General features: G+C 41.9%; 15 protein-coding genes and 1 pseudogene. 9 read left to right on the forward strand and 7 right to left on the reverse strand.

Going from position 1 to position 20,961, the window contains the following annotated elements; genetic code table 11:
• Positions 1-43 precede the first annotated feature (43 nt).
• Genes BV375_RS37400 through BV375_RS32210 form a run of 5 tightly spaced genes read right to left on the reverse strand, consistent with a single transcriptional unit; the run spans position 44 to position 3,792 of the window.
• Positions 44-193: a hypothetical protein gene (locus tag BV375_RS37400; protein ID WP_166507585.1), complete on the reverse strand. Its 150-nt coding sequence runs from the start codon at positions 191-193 to the stop codon at positions 44-46.
• Positions 194-212: 19 nt separating this feature from the next.
• Positions 213-458 (reverse strand): hypothetical protein, encoded by a 246-nt coding sequence (locus tag BV375_RS32195; protein ID WP_086768120.1) that lies wholly within the window; start codon positions 456-458, stop codon positions 213-215.
• A gap of 23 nt (positions 459-481) precedes the next feature.
• Positions 482-1,147, reverse strand: coding sequence for a heme-copper oxidase subunit III (locus tag BV375_RS32200; RefSeq protein ID WP_086768123.1), 666 nt, complete (start codon positions 1,145-1,147; stop codon positions 482-484).
• A 49-nt stretch (positions 1,148-1,196) separates the two neighbouring features.
• Positions 1,197-2,879, reverse strand: coding sequence for a cytochrome c oxidase subunit I (gene ctaD, locus BV375_RS32205; protein ID WP_086768125.1), 1,683 nt, complete (start codon positions 2,877-2,879; stop codon positions 1,197-1,199).
• Positions 2,869-3,792, reverse strand: a complete 924-nt coding sequence (locus BV375_RS32210; protein ID WP_086768127.1) for a cytochrome c oxidase subunit II — start codon at positions 3,790-3,792, stop codon at positions 2,869-2,871. Before BV375_RS32210 ends, ctaD begins: the two co-directional genes overlap by 11 nt.
• Positions 3,793-4,523: 731 nt before the next feature.
• On the opposite strand from BV375_RS32210, the gene BV375_RS32215 reads away from it, so the two are divergent.
• From BV375_RS32215 to BV375_RS32240, 7 genes and pseudogenes are all read left to right on the forward strand, one after another.
• Positions 4,524-6,920, forward strand: coding sequence for a glycoside hydrolase family 15 protein (locus BV375_RS32215; RefSeq protein ID WP_086768129.1), 2,397 nt, complete (start codon positions 4,524-4,526; stop codon positions 6,918-6,920).
• A 311-nt stretch (positions 6,921-7,231) separates the two neighbouring features.
• Entirely contained in the window at positions 7,232-8,986 is a 1,755-nt protein-coding gene (locus tag BV375_RS32220; protein WP_086768131.1) for a thiamine pyrophosphate-dependent enzyme, read from the forward strand.
• 269 nt (positions 8,987-9,255) lie between these two features.
• A complete protein-coding gene (locus tag BV375_RS32225; RefSeq protein WP_086768133.1) occupies positions 9,256-9,891 on the forward strand; it encodes a DUF4232 domain-containing protein in 636 nt (211 codons plus the stop codon).
• Positions 9,892-9,910: 19 nt separating this feature from the next.
• Positions 9,911-10,045 (forward strand): annotated as a pseudogene (locus BV375_RS37405) (alpha/beta hydrolase); the annotation flags it as partial.
• A gap of 76 nt (positions 10,046-10,121) precedes the next feature.
• Positions 10,122-11,060 (forward strand): cation diffusion facilitator family transporter, encoded by a 939-nt coding sequence (locus BV375_RS32230; RefSeq protein WP_086768135.1) that lies wholly within the window; start codon positions 10,122-10,124, stop codon positions 11,058-11,060.
• 86 nt (positions 11,061-11,146) lie between these two features.
• The gene (aac(6'), locus tag BV375_RS32235; protein WP_086768138.1) at positions 11,147-11,608 is read left to right on the forward strand and encodes an aminoglycoside 6'-N-acetyltransferase; all 462 of its coding nucleotides are present in this window, start codon (positions 11,147-11,149) and stop codon (positions 11,606-11,608) included.
• 142 nt (positions 11,609-11,750) lie between these two features.
• Positions 11,751-12,929 carry a phosphoserine transaminase gene (locus BV375_RS32240; RefSeq protein WP_086768140.1) on the forward strand — a complete coding sequence of 393 codons (1,179 nt, stop codon included), beginning with the start codon at positions 11,751-11,753 and terminating at the stop codon, positions 12,927-12,929.
• A gap of 676 nt (positions 12,930-13,605) precedes the next feature.
• Here the strand turns inward: BV375_RS32240 and BV375_RS32245 are convergent.
• Positions 13,606-13,944: a hypothetical protein gene (locus BV375_RS32245; RefSeq protein WP_086768141.1), complete on the reverse strand. Its 339-nt coding sequence runs from the start codon at positions 13,942-13,944 to the stop codon at positions 13,606-13,608.
• Positions 13,945-14,162: 218 nt separating this feature from the next.
• Positions 14,163-16,685, reverse strand: a complete 2,523-nt coding sequence (locus BV375_RS32250) for a sigma 54-interacting transcriptional regulator (protein WP_086768143.1) — start codon at positions 16,683-16,685, stop codon at positions 14,163-14,165.
• A gap of 1,101 nt (positions 16,686-17,786) precedes the next feature.
• Between BV375_RS32250 and BV375_RS32255 the strand changes: the two genes are divergently transcribed.
• Positions 17,787-19,436, forward strand: coding sequence for a GMC family oxidoreductase (locus tag BV375_RS32255; RefSeq protein WP_086768145.1), 1,650 nt, complete (start codon positions 17,787-17,789; stop codon positions 19,434-19,436).
• Between the two features lie 247 nt (positions 19,437-19,683).
• Positions 19,684-20,631 carry a glycosyltransferase family 2 protein gene (locus BV375_RS32260; protein ID WP_086768147.1) on the forward strand — a complete coding sequence of 316 codons (948 nt, stop codon included), beginning with the start codon at positions 19,684-19,686 and terminating at the stop codon, positions 20,629-20,631.
• Positions 20,632-20,961: the final 330 nt, after the last annotated feature.

Raw genomic sequence — 20,961 nt, forward strand, 5'->3', positions numbered from 1 at the left:
GTGACGCTCGTACCTCGCTCTAAGCGAAGCTATGCCGTAGGCTTTACGCTGCGCTAACGTCACTTGACGACAGTTGCACGCCAGTTGCTTCAACGCGGGGAACCCGCGCAACGCACTGGCTCCTCAAGTCGGGAAACCCGCCCACGGCACTGTCTCCTTTATGCCGGGGAACCCGTCCACCGCAGTGACTCACCTTCTGCCTCCTGCCTTATCTAAATAAGTAAAACGAACGCTATAAAAACGATGCTGAGAGCAAAAGCAAACATAATAGCGTATTCAACTCTGCGGCTAAAAAATCCCACAGCCGCAATCAGAATAAGTGCCAGAATAGCAATAGAAACGTATTGTTCTTTTTGTAAACCACGGGCAATTAGTGGGTCTTTAGTTGGTCCTGGAGTTTCTTGAATTGCTTTTGGGGGCAAATCTGAAGCTGGGATGTCTTGGAGGTATAAATTCATAAAACTGCTCCTGAAAAATATGTTTATGGGTGCCAAATATAGAGAAGTGAGAATAGAAAAACCCAAATTACGTCCACAAAATGCCAAAACAAAGTAGTCGCGCTGACACCAAAGTGGCTTTTGTTGTAGTTACCTGGAATAAAGGAACGAACCAGCATGATAATCTGTAACACCACGCCAGTTAGAACGTGTAAACCGTGAAAACCTGTGAGGACGTAGAATGTGGAACCAACTAGCCCTGTAGTTAACCCAAAGTTGAGGTTATGCCACTCAATTCCTTGGCTAATGAGGAAGTAACTTCCCATTGCGATCGTTATTAGCCATAGCAAGCGAAATTGATTGAGCTTGCGACGCCTGAGAGCATTTTCTGCTGGTTGAATCACAAAGCTACTCGCAAGCAGCACTACCGTACTAATAATCACAAATTTGGACAATTCCGGCCCTGAAACCCCAGGTGGTAGCCAGTTTTGAGTAGTCAATCGCAGCCCAATGTATGTAAAAATCAAACTCAAAAAGACTATACTTTCCGAAAGTAGAAATATCGTAAACCCAAACATTCCTTTGCCATGATGATCTTCATGACTCCCGCCACCACTGGGTAAAAAACGCTGCAACCAATTTGGTAGGCGTCGCCGCCACTGTTCAAAACGGATCGGACTTTCATCTATATGAATGCTGCGACGTTGCATAGTTTTGGGGATTGGGGTCTAACGATACTTATTAGTTAGGACTTTAGTGCTAACGAGCTTCAGTTTGTTCATCAGGTTCAATGATTGAGTACTTGGGATCGCCATAGTCGTAAGGTGGTCTTCTGACAACCGGAATCTCTGCAAAGTTTTCTCGTGGAGGGGGTGAGGAGGTTGTCCATTCTAAACCGGTGGCGTGCCAGGGATTGTCAACCGCCCTCGGTCCGTATAGCCAAGAACCTACCATGTTGGCAATAAAGGGTAGTGTGGATACTCCCAGTAAAAATGCTCCCAAGCTAGCGATAACGTTCCATCCTTGATACTGAGGGTCGTAGGAGGAAATTCGGCGCAGCATTCCTTGCAAACCTAATGGGTGCATGGAGAAGAAGGTGATGTTAGCAGGGATAAAGGTCAACCAAAAATGCAGCTTACCCCAGCCTTCGGCATACATTCTGCCGGTTATCTTCGGGAACCAAAAGTAAATGGCCGCGAAGATTGCCATTGTGATCGTATTAAAAACAATGTAGTGGAAGTGACCTACTACAAAGTAAGTATTGTTAACGTGAATATCAAAGGGCGTAGCAGCTAGCATCACACCAGTGACGCCGCCGAAAATAAACATGGCTGCCCCTCCCAAAGCAAATAGCATTGGTGTTTCTAGGTGTAGCCTGCCTCTCCAAACTGTAGCCGTCCAAGCAAAGGCTTTCACACCAGTGGGTATGGCAACTAACATCGAAGTCATCATGAATGTCATCCGCATCCAACCGGGGGTGGCACTGGTGAACATATGATGCACCCAAACAAAGATGCTAACTACAGCAATACCCAAAGAAGCGATCGCCACTGACCGATAACCAAATAAGGGATTACGGGCAAAGGCTGGCAGTACCTCCGCAATAATACCGAAGGCTGGTAGCGCCATGATATACACTGCTGGATGAGAATAAAACCAGAATAGATGCTGGTAGATAATCGGATCGCCATTTTCTTGCGGTTTAAAGAATTGCGTCCCAAAAGCTAGGTCAAATAACAGCAGGAGCAATGCACCTGTTAAAGCAGGTAAATTAATTAGCTGCAATAACTGAGCGCTGAGAGCCGACCAAACAAACACTGGCATCCGGAAAAATGTCATCCCTGGTGCCCGCATCCAAAAGATCGTAGTGACAAAGTTGACGGCTCCCATAATCGAAGATATGCCAATCAAGATTAAACTCACAATCCAAATGAATTCTCCGTTAATTGGTTGACCGGGTGGAACTTGCAGACTGATTGGGGGATACGACCACCAGCCACTCTGGGCGGTGCCTGTGGGTAACAAGAAGCTAGACATCAGTAGCAGCCCGGCGGGTGGCAGTATCCAAAAAGAGATGGCATTGAGTAGAGGAAACGCCATATCCCGCGCCCCAATCATCAGCGGCACTAGGTAGTTAGATAAACCTGCGTTGAATGGAATAATCCACAGGAAAATCATGATTGTGCCGTGCATGGTGAACAAGCCGTTGTAGAGAGGGCGGTCAACCACGTTCGCTTCTGGGGTAAGCAGTTCAGCACGGATGATCATTGCCAACAGTCCGCCAATCAGGAAGAAAATGAAGGTCATAATCATGTACTGCACACCGATGACTTTATGATCGGTGCTGAAGCTGAAGTATTGCTGCCAGCCATCAACAGCTTCGTTATAAGAGCTTTTCGACTCTCTATTGACGATCGCACCTTCACTAGAGTCATGTGTCATTATTTAGCTTCCTTTGATTGGCAACATTAGATGCAGCAGGGGCGACAGTGTACCAGCCACTTTTGAATAAGGTTTTTACTGGTTGGGTATACTCAGCAACTGCCTGATTTTTAGCGATCGCTGGTTCGTAATTAGCAGTTCGGGTGAGCCACTGGTTATAGTCTTCCAAAGATTCAACGTATACATCCGCCTCCATCAAGGCAAAATAAGTTCCACTGAATTGCGAATCTTTGAGCTTATATTTACCTGTGCGAATTGGCGTCAGCACAATGTCAATATCGCGCTTGGGAATAATATCTTGCTTTAAGCGAAACTCAGGCACATAAAAACCATGAATCACATCCTGCGCTTGCAGATTCAGGCGAGTACTACGATTTACAGGCAAGTGTAATTCTTGACTAGTGGCATTATTTGGATAATGGAAAGACCACTCCCACTGCTTGGCGTAAACATCTATTGTTTGGGCAGCAGGTTTGGGAACATCGCTGACTTGTGCGGCGTAAGCTGGTGCCGAGTCTAGAGGTGTATGCAAATGCACAATTTGCTTTAAACCTAAAATATTTAATTGCTGATAAATGTTGAAGCTTTGCAAACCAATCCACAACACTAATAGAGTTGGAGTTGCTGTCCACAGTATTTCTAACCTGACATCTCCTCTTGAAGGATGTCCTTCGCTGTAGTCTGCTGGGCGTGCTCGATAGAAAATTATTGAATACAATATGATGCCCACTAGCCCTAGGAAAATGAAGGCTCCCACTGAGACTAAGAAGCTAAACAAAGCATCTACTCTTTGGGCTTCTGCTGTAGCTTCAGGCGGCATCCAAGAAAAAGCTTTCTGCCCAATCCAGTGGCTAATCACAAGTAGCGCTGCAATATAACCGGCTATTAGTAAATATTCTAAAAAAGTAAACATAGCAGTTATGAGCAGACAAAGGCAGAGGAGGCAGTGCGTTGCGGAGCCAGTTGCGTGGGCGGGTCTCCCGACTTGAGCAAACTGGCGTGAGGTTTCCTCCGTTGTAGCAACTGCCGTGGCAGAGGGCAGAGGGCAGAAGGGAAGATAGCTGTTTTATACATAGTGGTGAAAACTTTTCATTAAGACTACCTTTTTTGCTCATCTATCTCAGTTGCTAAAAATTATTTAAGTAGCTTGCATAAGTTACATTCATAATGTATGGGATAATTGATTATCTAAGTTCAATCAATAATTAAAACTACATTGATCTGCATCCCAAACATATCTTTCTCAAGATTGATATCAGAGTAAAACTAAATATTTTTACAAATCTACAAAAGAAAAACATATTTTTGTCACAGGAATGACAAGTAATTGTAGTAAATGCAAATAAATCAGACAGAGGAAGATTTTTGGAGTATAAAACAAGTTAGTTAATCAGTCCTGATATTAGTAGATGAAATAGGCGATCGCTCAAATTCAAAATTGAAAAAACTAGTTAGGCGATAATAACGCTGAAACCAAAAATCAAGATAGTTTTTTAACAAGTAATTTTTGGTAAGGGTAGTAGTAGATAGATAACCTTCCTCCATAAGGAAGAAGTAAGAAAAGCTCTAAGTTTTTAAAGTAGACCCAGAACAGCAGCACCCAAATATCACCAGGCTACTTAAAGCTGATTGGCTAGATAATTTATGGTAAAGATTCTGGATCAAGAACAAGCTTTTGGCGCACCAGGCATCGAACCTCGGTGGAATCATGCTAATAAAGATGCTGTAGGGACTGCCTACTCTACTTCCAGTCGCATTTGGTTTACTATCTGGAACGGTATAGTCACGGAAGTTTACCATCCAACTGTAGATAAACCCCAGATTCGAGATTTGCAATACCTCATTTCTGACGGGAAAAGCTTTTTCCAAGAAGAGAAACGCCATCTCATAACAAAAGTGGAGCATCTATGGACTCATGGTTTGGGATATCGGATTACGAATTCCGATCCAGAAGGACGTTACGCCATCATTAAGGAAGTTATTAGCGATCCGCATCTTTCTTGTGTACTACAGCACACTAAATTAGAGGGAGAAGCAGAATTTCTCTCGCAACTCCAGCTATATGCTTTATGTGCGCCTCATCTAGACGTGGGAGGTTGGGGGAACAATGCTGCGGCTGTGGAAGTGGCTGGTAAATATATTTTGACAGCACACAAAGGTGGAACTTGGCTGGCGCTAGGTGCAACAATTCCCTTTAGCCGCTTCTCCTGTGGCTATGTAGGTGAAAGTGATGGCTGGACAGATTTGGCTGATGATTTTCGCATGGATTGGGAATTTGACCATGCTGTAGAAGGTAATCTGGGTATTACAGGCGAACTAGATCTAAATAGCGATCGCGAATTTACTTTAGGATTAGCCTTTGGTTGCACTCTGCATAACGCAGTTTCTACACTATTTCAATCGCTGAATCTGCCTTTCTCACAGCAGAAGCAGCAATATCTCGAACAGTGGACGCGATCGCGCCGTGATATTCTGCCTTTGGAAAAGTTTTCTTATGATGAAGGTAAGCTATATCACAACAGCATTAGTCTGCTGTTAGCACATGAAGATAAAAGTTATCCTGGCGCTTTAATTGCATCCTTGGCGATTCCTTGGGGTGAAGCCAAAGACGACCAAGAACAAGGCGGATATCATTTAGTTTGGACGCGGGATCTAGTCAGCAGCGTTGCAGGTTTAGTAGCGGCTGGTGAAACGGATACCGCAATGCGATCGCTAATTTACCTCGCCACAATTCAGCAAGAAGACGGCGGCTTTGCGCAAAATTTTTGGATTGATGGTACACCCTATTGGACAGGGATTCAATTAGATGAGGTGGCGTTTCCAATTTTGCTGGCGCGGCTGTTGCAAAAAGAAGACGCTATTTTGAACTTTGATATCTATCCTACAATCTTACGAGCAGCTGGCTATCTAATTCGCTACGGCCCTGCTACTCAACAAGAACGCTGGGAAGAAAACAGTGGTTACTCACCTTCAACCCTCGCATCTAATATTGCAGCGTTGATTTGTGCAGCTCAATTTGCGCGTCAGCGTGGCGATGAAGCCACAGCGCAATTTATCGAAGAATACGCCGATTTCTTAGAAGCGCATATTGAAGCTTGGACAGTTACTACCGAAGGTACTTTAGTTCCTGAAATCAAACGGCATTATATCCGGATTACCCCCGCAGATATCAACAATCCTCATCCCAACGAAAACCCCAACCAGGGAACCCTTTATATTAGTAGCCAACCGCCTGGTAAACCAGCAGCCTATCCCGCCAAGGAAATTGTAGACGCAGGATTTTTACAACTAGTGCGTTACGGAATTCGTCAACCAGATGACCCAATTATTGTTGATTCTGTCAAAGTAATTGATGCAGTATTAAAAGTAGAGACACCCTTTGGCCCCTGCTGGCGGCGCTACAACCACGACGGCTACGGACAGCAAGAAGATGGTAGTCCATATACTGATTGGGGTAAGGGACGCGCTTGGCCATTACTTACCGGAGAACGCGGACATTATGAACTAGCTGCTGGCGGCGATGTCAAAACATTGATCAAAGCAATGGAAGGATTTGCCTCAAATACTTGTTTATTACCAGAACAGATTTGGGATGAAGCCGATCGACCTGATATTCATATGTATTTAGGAAAACCAATCGGTTCAGCAATGCCTCTAATGTGGGCCCATGCCGAGTATTTAAAACTAGTGCGATCGCATCATGACGATCGGGTTTTCGATTATATTCCTCAAGTTGCTCAGAGATATTTAGGCGATCGCTCTCAATGTAAATCATTGGAAATTTGGAAGTTCAACCGCCAGGTGATTAAAGTTAAACAAGGTCAAATTTTGCGAATTCAAGCTTTAGTACCCTTCCAACTGCACTGGTCACAAAATAATTGGCAAACTGTTCAAAATACGCCTTCTACTTCTACAAAATTGGGCGTAGATTATGTAGATATTTCAATTGCTTCTGAGCAGCAACAGCCAATTATTTTTACTTTCTTTTGGATAAGTAATAGTAGTTGGGAACAACATAATTATCAGGTTGCTGTTGAATAGATTTTTAGCACAATTTTCAACAAAAAACTAAACGCCGAGGGCACAATGGTATCCTTGGCGAGTAAAAAATTGTCATATCCTACTAGAGGATGATAATAATCTCTGCTGATATCGATAGCATAGTGACCAAATATATATTTTGCACTCTGCAAAATTCACTGAATTATTCGCTATAAATATCTACTTAATTAAATAATTTAGATTCATTATCATATTTTAAACCCTCCTGCATAGATAACAGTCATCGGAAATTTAGTCATTACTACAAAACTATTAAAATTAACGTCCAGCAAAAATATCGGAGAAGTTTTATGGCAACTACAGCAGCAGATGTTCTTATAAATACCCTGATCGATTGGGATGTAAATGTTATTTTTGGATTACCTGGTGATGGCATTAATGGCATCATGGAGGCTTTACGCCAGCGCCAAGATAAAATTCGCTTTGTGCAAGTACGTCATGAAGAAGCTGCTGCTTTTATGGCTTGTGCTTATGCTAAGTACACAGGTAAACTTGGTGTCTGCCTTGCAACATCGGGGCCAGGTGGGATTCATCTACTCAATGGTCTTTATGATGCCAAAATGGATGGTCAGCCAGTATTGGCAATCACAGGTCACCACTACCACGATTTAATTAATACTCACTCACAACAAGATGTAGACCTAGACAAGCTGTTCATGGATGTCGCCGTCTACAACACTCGCGTCATGGGGCCAGAGCACGTTGAAAGTATCGCAGATTTGGCTTGCCGTGCTGCTATTTCTTACCGAAGTGTAGCTCATATCACCTTTCCAATTGACTTTCAGTCGCAGAAAGCTACGAACAAAAAACTTTCGATGCATAATGTAGCTCATCATACTTCTGATGTGAAAGCTAGTAGCGCCCAACTACCCAACAAAAATGACTTGCAGCGTGCAGCCGAGATTTTAAATACTGGTAAAAAAGTTGCAATTCTGGCGGGACGTGGTGCTTTAAAAGCCACAGATGAACTAGAACAGTTGGCAGAAAAATTGGGAGCGCCAATTGTGAAAGCGATGCTTGGTAAGGCGGCTGTCCCAGATTTTAGCTCCTACACTACCGGGGGAATTGGTCTAACTGGTACAAAACCATCTCAAGAAGCAATGGAGGATTGCGATACCTTATTAATGGTAGGTACATCCTTCCCCTATATGGAATTTCTCCCCAAGCCAGGACAAGCAAGAGGTGTACAAATAGATATTGACCCGCTGCGGATTGGCTTACGTTACCCCGTTGAGGTAGGGTTAGTGGGCGATTGTCGTCGCACCTTGCAAGAACTTTTACCGTTGCTGCAATTCAAACAAGACCGGAGGTTTTTAGAAAAGACTCAATCTGGGATGAAAGATTGGTGGAAGTTAATGGAACAACGGAGTACACGGCAAGATAAACCCATGAAACCCCAAGTTGTGGCGTGGGAACTAGGCAAACGTTTATCTGATACCGCAATTGTCTCAGCAGATTCCGGTACAAATACGACTTGGTGGGCACGGCAAATTCCGGCTAAACGGGGTCAAATGCACTCAGTGTCCGGGACATTGGCCTCGATGGCTTGTGGTCTACCCTATGCGATCACAGCTCAAATTGCTTACCCTGATAGACAATGTGTGGCCTTTGTTGGGGATGGCGGCTTTTCGATGTTGATGGCAGAATTTGTCACTTGTGTAAAGTATCAACTGCCCGTCAAAATTGTCATCATCAAAAATAACACCCTAGGTCAGATTAAGTGGGAGCAGATGGTATTTCTCGGTAACCCTGAATATGGCTGCGAACTCCAATCTATCGACTTTGCAGCCTTTGCTCGTGCTTGCGGTGGCACTGGCTTTACTATTGACGATCCTGCTAAGTGCGGTGACATTCTCGATCAAGCACTTGCTACCCCAGGTCCGGTAATTGTAGATGCGATCGTCGATCCATTAGAAATGCCTTTGCCTCCTAAGATTACTCTAGAGCAAGCAGCTAAATTTACTGAAGCTATAGTTCGAGGCGAACCTAACCGTGAAAAGATTATTCTCACGGCAGTGGCAGATAAGGTGCGAGAGCTGATATAGTTGCCAAATTCTATTTCATGCTCCAAATCATTCGGACTTCCAATAAAAAATATCTAATTTTAGGGTGCGTTATGGCGGAAGCTATCAAGCACCACCGAGCAAATCGAGATGGTGTGTTGACTTCGTTAACACACCCGAAGAATATCAAATAATTTATTTTTTGCTATTCCTAACTTTGCGCTCAATAATATAGAAGAAATTTATTTTACTGGCTCGATTTGGTGTGTACTCAATAGAAATTTAGGCAATTGTTCAGTTTAAAACTAAAAATGATAATTTTTATTAAAATTAAAAGTCTTGTCTCTGCTCGTGGTGTAGGTGTTTTGTGGCTGCTGATCGCACTCATAACTGGTTGTAGCAGTTCCCCTTCAATCACGAAGCAGGAGCCAGCAGAACCTGCGATCGCAAACTCGTCTACACCGTCTGTCACACCAGCAGTCCATTCTAGTCCACAAGTTAGCGCCACGGCAGATTCTTCTCGTTGCCAAACTAATCAGTTATCGGTGAGCCGAGTTGGTAGCGATGCTGGTGCTGGTAATGTTGCGCTGATTTACTCTTTTACGAACAAAGGTACATCGTCCTGTACCCTCTACGGTTATCCTGGACTCGCCTTGCTGGATGCGAAGGATCAGCCATTAGGGGGAATCAAGGTAATCCGCGCCAAGGATACCTATTTTCAAAATAAACAACCTCCACAACAGGTAACTTTGGCAACTGGGGAACAAGCCTCATTTCAAATAACCTACAACCATATCCGTTCTGAAGGTAAATCCTGTCCTAGGTCTGCCAAGATTGAGATTACGCCTCCCAACGCCTATGAGCACTTGACTATACCTGAACAAATTGATGCCTGCACAAGACAAGTGAAAGTTACTCCTGTACGAGCGGGTGTTACTCAACGCTAGTCAAGGATGGTCTGACAAGATGTCTAAAACTACTAGCTGTCCTTATTTTTTTACTCCCCAACCTTGCGATCCTAGCTATCTATTGTTTGTATATTTACCAGGCATGGATGAAACTGGTAAAGAACTCTTGCGTTTGCAAACAGCAGGTTTAGAAACTTCAACCTAAATTAAGATGACAGGTCAATAACAAGATAGGTACATATTATATTGTTCAGGCAATATGAGTGCTTATGTCTTCTGATTCATCTAAGAAAACTATCTTTGCGGCTATTGGCGCTAACTTAGCGATCGCTATTACTAAATTTATCGCTGCTGGTGTTACTAGCAGTTCAGCTATGCTATCTGAAGGCATTCATTCACTGGTAGATACTATCAACGAATTGTTACTGCTTTTGGGAATACGCATGAGCCAAAAGCCAGCAGATGATAGTCATCCATTTGGATATGGTCAGGAACTATATTTTTGGACTTTAATTGTTGCAATCCTCATCTTTGCTATTGGTGGAGGTATGTCTTTTTATGAAGGAATTATTCATTTAATTCATCCCAGCCCCATAACAGACCCATTGTGGAACTACATTGTACTGGGATTTGCCATATTTTTTGAAGGCTTTTCTTGGACTGTAGCTTTAAAGGAATTCTTGCCCAGCAAAGGCGAACAAACATTTTGGCAGGCAATCCGCGCTAGCAAAGATCCAACTATATTTACAGTTTTATTTGAAGACTCTGCTGCACTTTTAGGTTTACTAGTCGCTTTAATAGGCATTTTCTTGGAACATTTATTTCAAAATCCTTATTTTGATGGAATATCCTCAATTATTATTGGCGTTATTCTTGGTGTAGTGGCTGTAATATTAGCCCATGAAAGCAAAGGATTATTAGTAGGTGAAAGTGCTAATACTCGCACTGTAAACCATATTCGCGCTATAGCAAACACAGATCCAGCAGTACAAGCAGTGCTGCGCGTACTAACTATGCACTTGGGACCACAGGAAGTATTATTAAATTTAGAGATTCAATTTCGCAAGCATCTATCAGCCGAAGATTTAGCCTTGGCAGTAGAGCGCTTAGAGGAAAAAATTCGCACACAGCATCCAGATATCAAGAACATCTTTATCGAAGCTAAATCTATAGCTAATAGTGCCGGACGAAATTTACCGAGAATGTAGAACTGCTACGTAAAATCCTAAAATTTAAGCAGAATTCAGGAGTAAAACTTGCTACCCTGAGCAAGCTAAGAGCAGAGGAGACAAGAGTGAAAATACTCCCAGTTAACCAAGATGACTTCGATACATGGTTAAATCTTGCTTTGCAACTGTGGCCAGATGAATCTCTAGAAGAAATGCACGCAACTCTGAGCAATATTCTTCAATCGCCGCGTGAGGCAGGATTTTTGATTAAAGATGACAGTGGCACAGCAATTGGATTTATAAATCTCTCGCTGAGATATGAGTATGTGCCTGGTGCTACTCAAAGCCCTGTTGCATATATAGAAGGAATATATGTCAAAAGTGAATATCGAAAGCAAGGTGTAGGCAGGTATTTAATCCAATATGCCCAACAGTGGGCACGTGTACATGAATGTCTGGAAATTGCCTCAGATGCTTTATTAAATAACACAGTAAGCTATGAATTTCATCGTCAGGTCGGTTTTCAAGAGGTAGAAAGAATTGTGACATTCATTAAGCAAGTTCCTCCTACTAAAGAACAACAATAATCACAAATTCAATGAAGTTTTTTAACCAAATATTTTGGTATAAACAGGAAGGATGTGATGTGGAATCGGGAATAGGTACATCATTTAGTACTGCTTCTCCGATACTATGTACATCATTAAGTAATTGTCTAATACTGCACGCATGTCGCAACCCCTTTCTCCTCCCATAAGCAAACCTTCTAATCCTCACTTCTCCTCTGGCCCTTGTGCAAAGCGCCCCGGTTGGTCTGTTTCTAAACTGGAAAACGCCTGTGTTGGTCGTTCCCATCGTTCCAAGGATGGCAAAGCCAAATTAGCAGCAGTCATTGAGCGTTCTAAGAAAATCCTGGGTATTCCTGCTGATTACCGCTTGGGTATTGTTCCAGCTTCTGATACTGGTGCAGTAGAGATGGCTTTGTGGTCACTGTTAGGACACAAACCCCTTGATATCCTCGCCTGGGAAAGTTTTGGTCAGGAATGGGTAAAAGATGTCACAGACGAGTTAAAGTTACCAGATTCTCGCCTGATTAAAGCACCCTATGGCAATTTGCCAGATTTAGACTCTGTTGATTTTAGTCATGATGTGGTTTTTTTGTGGAATGGTACAACTTCAGGTGTCAGAGTCCCAAATGGCGATTGGATCAAAAATGACCGCCAAGGACTGACTATTTGCGATGCTACATCCGCAGTATTTGCGATGGACATACCCTGGGATAAAATAGATGTGCTGACTTACTCGTGGCAAAAAGTATTGGGTGGGGAAGCACAGCATGGAGTCATTGTACTTTCACCCCGTGCTGTAGAACGCCTCGAAAGCTATAAACCAGCTTGGCCTATACCTAAACTCTTTCGCTTGACACAAAAAGGTAAGCTAATTGAAGGTATTTTTCAAGGAGATACCATCAACACCCCATCAATGTTGTGTGTAGAAGATGCCCTTGATGGATTAAGTTGGGCAGAAAGTATTGGTGGGCTTCCTGGCTTAATTAGCCGTAGTGAAGCCAATCTAAGTGCGATCGCAAAATGGGTAGAGCAAAGCAATTGGGCAGATTTTTTGGCAGAAAAACCAGAAATTCGTTCCTGTACTTCCATCTGCTTGAAGATCATTGATTCTTGGTTCACCAGCCAGAGTCCAGAAGCGCAAGCAAAATGTGCTACCCAATTAGCAAAACTGTTGGAAAAAGAAAAAGTTGCTTATGATATTGCAGCCTATCGTGCTGCACCACCAGGATTGCGAATTTGGGGGGGAGCAACCGTTGAAACCGCAGATATTGAAGCGCTGCTTCCTTGGTTAGACTGGGCTTACAATACCGTTAAAGCTGAGTTGATTGCTGTGGTTTAACTTAAGTGAGCTATCGATACATTAGACTGCCTTGAAAATAAGGCAGGAAGCAGGAGGCAGGAGGCAGGAGGAAAAGACATTTTCATTGTTCCTTGTGAGTTGCACTCATGAAGTCTCTTGCAAAAATGCGAATCAGCAAAAAAGGAACCACAGATTTAGACACGAAGTGGCTTCCCGCAGGGTACACAGATAAACACAGATAAATATCTGTGTTCATACCATTTCACTTTAATCATGATACAAATACGTGGATAGGGGTTTAGCAATGCTCATACGTGTCAACTTAAGCTAAAACGCTTACCCCACAAGCGTTTTACCCCTCCCCTTGGCAAGGGGAGGGGTAGTTTTGGTTTTAGACAAAACTGGGGTGGGGTGACGCAGATCTTGATGGAACGTGAGAAAACGCAAAATCACACCTTGATAAAGGTTTCGCGTTAAGTTGACAGCAATGCGCACTGCTTCATCGCTACGCGTCTACGGCGGAAGCGCCACTCCTACTTCTCTGTGTGTTTATCTGTGGTTTGATATTCAAAAAATTTACTTGTGCAATTAATGACACAATTTTATTGCAAATAGACCTTCGCCGTTGGACCTGGCCCATCCCACCTGAGAATAAATTCCCAGGCTAATAGCTCATTCAGGCTTTTGCTAATCAGCGCAGGCTTTTTGGTAGACATTAGGGTTCAATTAACTTAAAGCCCCAAGGTTTGAGAGCTGCTACAGCTAGTTCTGGGTCTACACCTTCATAAGCCTCCCATTCCAACGGGTGCTCTTTAGGATGTCCGTCACCGATATTACCTGCAACTTTGATGATCGGACAGTTTGCTATACGATGGCGCTCCAAGCCTTTTGGAAGTGCTAGTCGGATTTTGCGACCAACAAACTTGGCTGTACTTGACTTAGCTACAGATTCACGAACTAAACAGATATCACCAGCAGTCCCCCAAGTCGTTGGGTAGATGTGGAGGAACGATATATAGGTTTCTGGTTTGATGGATCTTTTGAGAACTTGCATTATCTGTAATCTTTAAACTTTGAGTAAAAAATCATCTGAATATTTTCTCCCCTGCCTCCCCTGTTTATCCTAACTGGATTAGGCTGGGTTGAGCTTCAGTAAAACCTAAAAATTAAAAGCTCACCCTGTTACCCTTGGGTAAATCTTTCTCTTTTGTTAGTAAAGAGACTGATGTTCAGTAGAACAGGATGAGGTTTTCAAGGTTTTTGGCTAATTGGTTAAAACACGATAATTGCCCACATACTAACTCCTAGACTAATGGCTGCTAGATGTTGCCAAAGCAGGGTTTTTAGAGGTTGGCGCGCAATTTTTTGAGTTAACACTATTGTTAATAGTACAGAAAATATGAGAATGCTACCTTGCAAAAAGGCAATTACAGCTGGATGCGCTACCAATACAGGTAACTGCTCACCATGCAAACCAAAGGTAGCAAAAGCCACAGGTAAAATGCGTCCTCCTTCCCCTAAGCCTAAACGCAGATAGTGGGCTAAGTTAGCCCCCAACACCAATGGTAAATAACCGTAGGCAAGCTCAATAAATGCTTTGGGCTTGCGGCCAAAATTTAATAGCTGCATTAAGCCATAAGCTGCAAAGGGGATCGCGACTGGGATGAGCAAAGCTAGCAGCGATAATCCTAAGTGCTGCCAAAAAACAGTTAAATCCAGGTTTAGACCAAACCAAGCTTGCAATTCGGGCAAACGATGCAGATATACACCACCTAACAGTAAAAATAACAGTGCAACTTCATAGCTGCGGGGTACATGAGTTGTCCATAATTCAATTCCTGGGGGACGCAAGTTAAACTCAACGGAACGATGAGGACAGGCTTTTAGGCAAGTCATGCACAATACGCAATCTCTGTTATCTTCTAACTGGGCTGGGTGTGAGTACAAAGGACAACCATTAGTTTCCATCCCTTCGCCTTTTTGCGGCCCGCCTTTGTAACATTGATAAGTCGTGCAAGTGGCGGAACAGATACCTTGCTGGGCGCGGAGTTCAGTCATTGAGAGCTTGGCAAATAAACCATTCATGCCGCCAATCGGACAAAGATAACGACACCAAAACCGCCGTTCAAAAATCGCAGAGAAGATCATTGCCCCGGCGGTGATTAATAATAGCAAGCAAGCGGAGAGGTAAGCTGTATTTTCTAAGTGCCACAGTTCTTCCCATAAGAAGATCAGGGTAAATAACCCAAATAAAAACCAGCCGCCCCATTTCTCAGCTTCCTCCCTCGGCCAGCGTTTAAGTTTTCTTGGAAACAACCAAAGAGATAATTTTTGCGTAATTTCACCGTAAATCATGAAGGGGCAGACTGAACACCAGATCCGCCCTAAAAAGGGAAAGAGAAATAGAAAGAATGGCCACCACCAAGCCCAAAATAGATTTAAAGCAAAATTGCGATCGCGTGTTTGTGGACCAATAAATAACACGCCTACCAAAAAAGCAAAGGCTGCAAAGGTAAAACCATAATTAATGCGATCGGGCCACCAGTCACTACGCAAAAATCGCCGCAATCGCGGATACGCATTTAATAAATTAACGCGAAATTGCTTTTTCTTCGGTTCCGCCGACCAAAAAATTTCTTCTGTTAATTCTTTTCCTTCTCCCACCTGAACGATCGCCCGTTCTACCAAGTTCTTCAATTCCTTGAGATTGCCAGGGAAATCGTAAGCTTGCAAGCGACGCAAGGCTTCGGGGGTAATATGCGGTTTCGCTAGCCCGCGCGCGCGGCTGTAGAGACTGGTGTAATATTCCACCTGGGCATTAATATCAGCTTTGCGTACCCGTAGCGGTGGCACTTTAATCACATGCCCAACACAGCGTTCGATCATGGACTGAGTTTTTTCAGAGACAATTAAGATCCTGGCTCTACTGGTACGAGGTTCAGCTTTTGGTTCTCCAGGGCGAGTTACAGGAGTATATGTATCTGTTTGAACTAGCTGCGCTACAGCTGGTAATAACTCTGGGGGCAGTTCTTGGATATTATTCAGAACTAAAGTACCTTCCCCCAACCATTCTAAAAGTCCAGGTTTACCGCCAGCGCGACCAAATAAATCTGCACCACTGGTTTGGAGAATCCCGCAATTAACTTTAATAATTGGTTCTCGCCGCTTGGGGGAACTAAAGTGAATTAGAGCCGCGATATTATCTTTTTCTAAACCTGGCTCGCCAAAGATTTCTACTGAAAGGCGATCGCTTGCTGCTTCGCGAATTTGCTCCCGCAGACGCACCGCATAACGACTTGTACCGACAATTCCCCGTTGCGCTTTAGTGACTAAATATGGACGTAAGGCTAAAGCGCGTTCTTGTTGGTAGCTTAAAGCAGATGTCGCCTCAGCCAATTCTTGCGCCAATACCCGTGAAACAGCCTGATTAATTTCTGGGTATTGAGTAGCTAAGGTGCGAAATTTGTCAGCTGGTGTAACCCATAAATGACATTCGTTGAGAGTAGTAATTGTAAATGGCGTCAACTCATCTAACAGTAATTCTTTGAGATTAATGACTTCTCCAGGAAGGAATCCACGGGGTAAGGCTGAGTTGGTTTTGCTAGTCTCGCTTTCTAAATGTCCATCTTGAACAATGTAAACTGCTTCTGGCTGAATACCTTCGCTCACTAGGGTGCTACCTTCTGGCACAACTTGTAGTTCCATAACTTGAGCGATCGCCTCTAAAACCGCAGGCGAGAGAATTCCTAAAGGTGTGCGTTCTTGTAGCCAAATCACTGTATCTGGAGATGTCATTATCGGTTCTCCGTGCAGGCTGGTTGCTGTATAAAAGGAATTATCCCTGATTATGGCTGCGTAATGAGTTTATCTGATCTACCTAATCTCTGGGTTCCTTTGGCAATGTTGGGTTTAATTGTAATTGCGGCGGTGTTTTTTAGTCGTAGTGGTTAATTTCCCAAGCATTACAGTAATACCTTTGCCAATTTACGAGGGTGAGTGATGTATTAACTCCCTTTTATCTGAGGCTTGGCAAAAACAATAAGTCCTAAAAATTCCTTCAAGGTTTTTTCAGGTATTGCCCGCAGTATAAAGGGTTTGAGAGTTTAAGCTTCCTTGGAAGCTTAAAGCTCATGTATAGATTATTTTGCCAATTTTGCCAAAATTTTTCTAGGTGCTTATTTTGACAAAGGTATTGATTTATAAAATATTTTTAATACATAATTAACACTTAAAACCAATAACTTAATTTGCTTAAATCTTGTTTTATCTAGGTATAAAATTTATCGTAAATCTTGCTAAAAAATTAACAGATCAATATTTATCTACCTTTAGATGATCTTTATAAAATTGAATATCTTCTTTATGTTTTTTATATAAAAATCAAAAAAAACACTGTTAAAGTCTATCTAAAGCAAGTGACTTTGTAACCTTACCGATTGAGTTAAAAACAAGATTCTGCCAGGGTAATCTTATTTAGCTTGTTATACAGCTAGTGCAGAGTAGGGAAAATAAATATTGAGTTAAAAAGGGTTGAACGGCTTGTGAAATAAGCGTTCTATCCTTCGGTATTTTGTATTCTTGCGCTTGTGTATTTTGAACATCTGCTAACTGCTATAGCAATCCTATTTCAGTTGTGAAAATATATTAATAGTGGCTGTTAACAGTTAGCAGTCAACGCTCAACAGCCTGTATGCAATTTACAAAATCCTAAACGGACTGCTATATACGACACAGCTTATCTAAGTTGCCAATGATAATTGCATCTATTTAAGCAAGTATGGCACTTTTCTGGGCAGTTTTACATTTTAGGCTTACAAAGAAAATTTGTAAGTAAAGATTTCGCTACACAACAGCTTGTAAATATTTCGATTTAAATTAATTAAGGAAATTTAGCAGATGCTAATTGATAGCCGTAATATATTGACTGACGAAGTAATTAAAACTGAAGTTTGTATTGTAGGTGCTGGACCTGCGGGAATTACATTAGCACAAGAATTTATTGGTAGAGACTTTCGAGTTTGTCTACTAGAAAGTGGCGACATCGAATTTAATCAAGAAACACAGTCTCTTTGTGAAGGTGAAACTGTTGGTGATGATTTCCCAGCACTACATGATATCCGTCGTCGTCAGTTTGGTGGGTTAGCAAATGCCTGGTGTATTGATATATATAATCAGCAAATCGGTCTGAGATATGCACCATTAGATGAAATAGACTTTGAAAAACGAGATTGGTTGCCATACAGTGGATGGCCTTTTAGTAAATCTCATCTTAATCCATTCTACGCTCGTGCCCAATCGGTTTGTAAACTTGGAGCTTTTTCTTATGATGCTGAGGCTTGGGAAGATGTTCAATCTCCTCGCCTACTCTTCAATAGTGATAGGTTGATTACTAGTATGTTTCAGTTCGGACCTCGCGATATTTTTACTAATGAATATCGCGAGCAAATCAATCATTCTCCTAACATCACGACATATCTGAATGCGAATGTAGTAGAAATTGAAACTGATGAAATAGCTAAGACTGTAACTCGTTTAAGAGTAGCTTCTCTGCATGGTAATAAATTTTGGGTTGCTGCTAAAGTATTTATTTTAGCTACAGGTGGTATAGAGAATGCACGTCTTTTATTAATATCTAAGCAGATTCAGAAAACCGGATTAGGCAATCAAAACGATCTAGTTGGTAGATTCTTTATGGATCATCCCTTAATATTTTCGGGGATACTTTTTCCTCGGAATCGTAAAATCTTCAATTCGATGGCTTTATATGATTTACGTTTAGTGAATAATGTAGCAGTCATGGGAAAACTTGCCATTACTTCCCAAGTTATGCGCCGTGAAAAATTGCTAAATATGAGTGGATTGCTCTTTCCTAGACATAAAGAATTTAGAACGGTAGCCAAGACTTCTCTGAAACTATTACTCTCTTCTCTTCAGCATAGGGAAATACCCAAAGAGGTTTGTAAACATTTAAGCAATGTAATTATGAACTTCGATAGTCTTTTAGCTTACTGGTACAAATATCACCTAAAGAAGCAACCTTTGTTCCCTAATTTAAGTCAGGGAGGATGGTCATCTCTACCAGGTAACGAGCGGAGATTTGTCAAGTTTGAAATCGTTAGTCAAACTGAACAAGCTCCAAATCCTGATAATCGAGTAACGCTGAGTAGTAAGATTGACAGACTTGGGTGCCAGCAAGCGCAGTTAACATGGCATTGGACTGATACAGACATTACCAGTATCAGGCGATCGCAAGCAATATTTGCACAGGAGTTTGCTCAAGCAGGACTGGGTAACTTCCATATTGAACTCAATGGAGATTTGCCGGAACTTCTATCTGCCAGCACCCATCATAATATGGGAACAACCCGTATGCATATTGATCCTAAACAGGGCGTTGTAGATGCAAATTGTCAGGTTCATGATATCTCTAATTTATTCATAGCAGGTAGCTCCGTTTTCCCTACAGGAGGCTATGCTAATCCCACTTTGACTATTGTTGCTCTAGCAATTCGACTAGCCGATCATATCAAAGCTCAGTTTCAATAGAGAACTGCTGATAAATATTATTTTGAGGAAAGCGAAGCATACAGTCAGTAGCTAAGATGCTTGCTGATAATTGGTTGTTCATTTTGAATTTTTAATTATTTATTTACTATCTCATCCAATACTACTTAGTTAAGAATTTTTAACTCAGAATTTGGTTTGAGAAACCAGGTAAAGGTTTTTTCTTTTACTTTTCTCCTTGACCGACAAGTATTGCTATTTAATTCCTCTCTAAATAGATACCAAAAACATGCACAAACTACTAACTATTGCTATCCCTACATTCAATCGCGCTTACTTTTTAGAACAGCAGCTAACTTGGTTAGCTAAAGCTATTAAAGGTTTTGAACATGAATGTGAAATCATCATTTCTGATAATTGTTCAACAGACAATACCCAAGCAGTCATTCAAAAATGGCAGCATACTTTCAGCGACACAATATTTAAATCAAATAGACATAGCCATAATTTAGGTGTGATGCCTAACATAGCTTACTGTTTCCAAGCTGCTACAAGTGAATATGTCTGGGTGATTGGTGATGATGATCCAATTCAAGACAGAACTCTTGGTTATGTGATAAATAACCTGAAAGAACACCAAGATTTAGCATTATTAATTCTGAATTTTTCTTGGCTATACGTAGAAACTGGACAAATAGCTACTGAACGCTGTTTTACTATTGACAACGAAGAAATCCAGTCTGATGGCAAAGCCATAATTGAAAAGTGTTTGCAAGAAAATTTCTCTGGTCTAGCTTTTATGACTGCCCAAGTATACCGAAAAACAGCAGTTCAACAGTCATTGCAACAGTGGTCAGCTAGTGTGAATAATAGAGAAGCACAAGTATATTGGACGGCATTTTGTGCTACTCAAGGCAGTGTAAAAGTTACTAAAGATATTTATTTACAATATGCTTGTGGGATGAATTCTGTACCTGAATCTAAACTATGGTTTAGAATGCGTTACGCAGATTTGCCTACAGTTTACGCCAAACTGATAGAAATAGGTTATGGAAGAAAATTTTGTAGAGAATTAATTCTCCAACACTTTGCAGAAAATAATTGGCAGGTGATTTTAGGAGCTTTAAGGCGATGGCCTGTGATTACATTAAATATACTTATTCCCTACTTAAGTTTAGTAGGATTGTCTGCTTGGGATATGCATATTTCAAGCAAGTTAGTAGACAATAGAGTTTAAGCTGAACTTCCCCCTTTGACAAAATTCGTGTGCAATGCATAGCAAGGGTTGCAAGGATTTTGATTCAGGGTTTACTGGGTACAAATTAATGAAACACCAAGTAAATCTAAAGCCCTTTGTTGCACTTTTGTAGGTTCGGTAATTTTGTCAAAAATCAAATTAGCTCCTTTAAAAGTAGATTGATTCAAAACAGGCTTTTGAGGCCTATTTAGTACATTTGCACAGGGGTAAGTTCAGTTTAAGAGTGTTCCAAACAATAAATGATCCAAAACCTGTCATTGCGAATGAAGCAAAGCGGAATGAAGCAATCGCAGAGTTTGAGATTGCTTC

The sequence above is a fragment of the Nostoc sp. 106C genome (assembly GCF_002154725.1).
Classification (GTDB): Bacteria; Cyanobacteriota; Cyanobacteriia; order Cyanobacteriales; family Nostocaceae; genus Aulosira.

Excerpts from the sequence above, each read along its gene's own strand:
- BV375_RS32195 (WP_086768120.1), bottom strand. The coding sequence starts at position 458 with ATGAATTTATACCTCCAAGACATCCCAGCTTCAGATTTGCCCCCAAAA.
- BV375_RS32200 (WP_086768123.1), bottom strand. The coding sequence starts at position 1,147 with ATGCAACGTCGCAGCATTCATATAGATGAAAGTCCGATCCGTTTTGAA.
- ctaD (WP_086768125.1), bottom strand. The coding sequence starts at position 2,879 with ATGACACATGACTCTAGTGAAGGTGCGATCGTCAATAGAGAGTCGAAA.
- BV375_RS32210 (WP_086768127.1), bottom strand. The coding sequence starts at position 3,792 with ATGTTTACTTTTTTAGAATATTTACTAATAGCCGGTTATATTGCAGCG.
- BV375_RS32215 (WP_086768129.1), top strand. The coding sequence starts at position 4,524 with ATGGTAAAGATTCTGGATCAAGAACAAGCTTTTGGCGCACCAGGCATC.
- BV375_RS32220 (WP_086768131.1), top strand. The coding sequence starts at position 7,232 with ATGGCAACTACAGCAGCAGATGTTCTTATAAATACCCTGATCGATTGG.
- BV375_RS32225 (WP_086768133.1), top strand. The coding sequence starts at position 9,256 with ATGATAATTTTTATTAAAATTAAAAGTCTTGTCTCTGCTCGTGGTGTA.
- BV375_RS32230 (WP_086768135.1), top strand. The coding sequence starts at position 10,122 with ATGTCTTCTGATTCATCTAAGAAAACTATCTTTGCGGCTATTGGCGCT.
- BV375_RS32240 (WP_086768140.1), top strand. The coding sequence starts at position 11,751 with ATGTCGCAACCCCTTTCTCCTCCCATAAGCAAACCTTCTAATCCTCAC.
- BV375_RS32245 (WP_086768141.1), bottom strand. The coding sequence starts at position 13,944 with ATGCAAGTTCTCAAAAGATCCATCAAACCAGAAACCTATATATCGTTC.
- BV375_RS32250 (WP_086768143.1), bottom strand. The coding sequence starts at position 16,685 with ATGACATCTCCAGATACAGTGATTTGGCTACAAGAACGCACACCTTTA.
- BV375_RS32255 (WP_086768145.1), top strand. The coding sequence starts at position 17,787 with ATGCTAATTGATAGCCGTAATATATTGACTGACGAAGTAATTAAAACT.
- BV375_RS32260 (WP_086768147.1), top strand. The coding sequence starts at position 19,684 with ATGCACAAACTACTAACTATTGCTATCCCTACATTCAATCGCGCTTAC.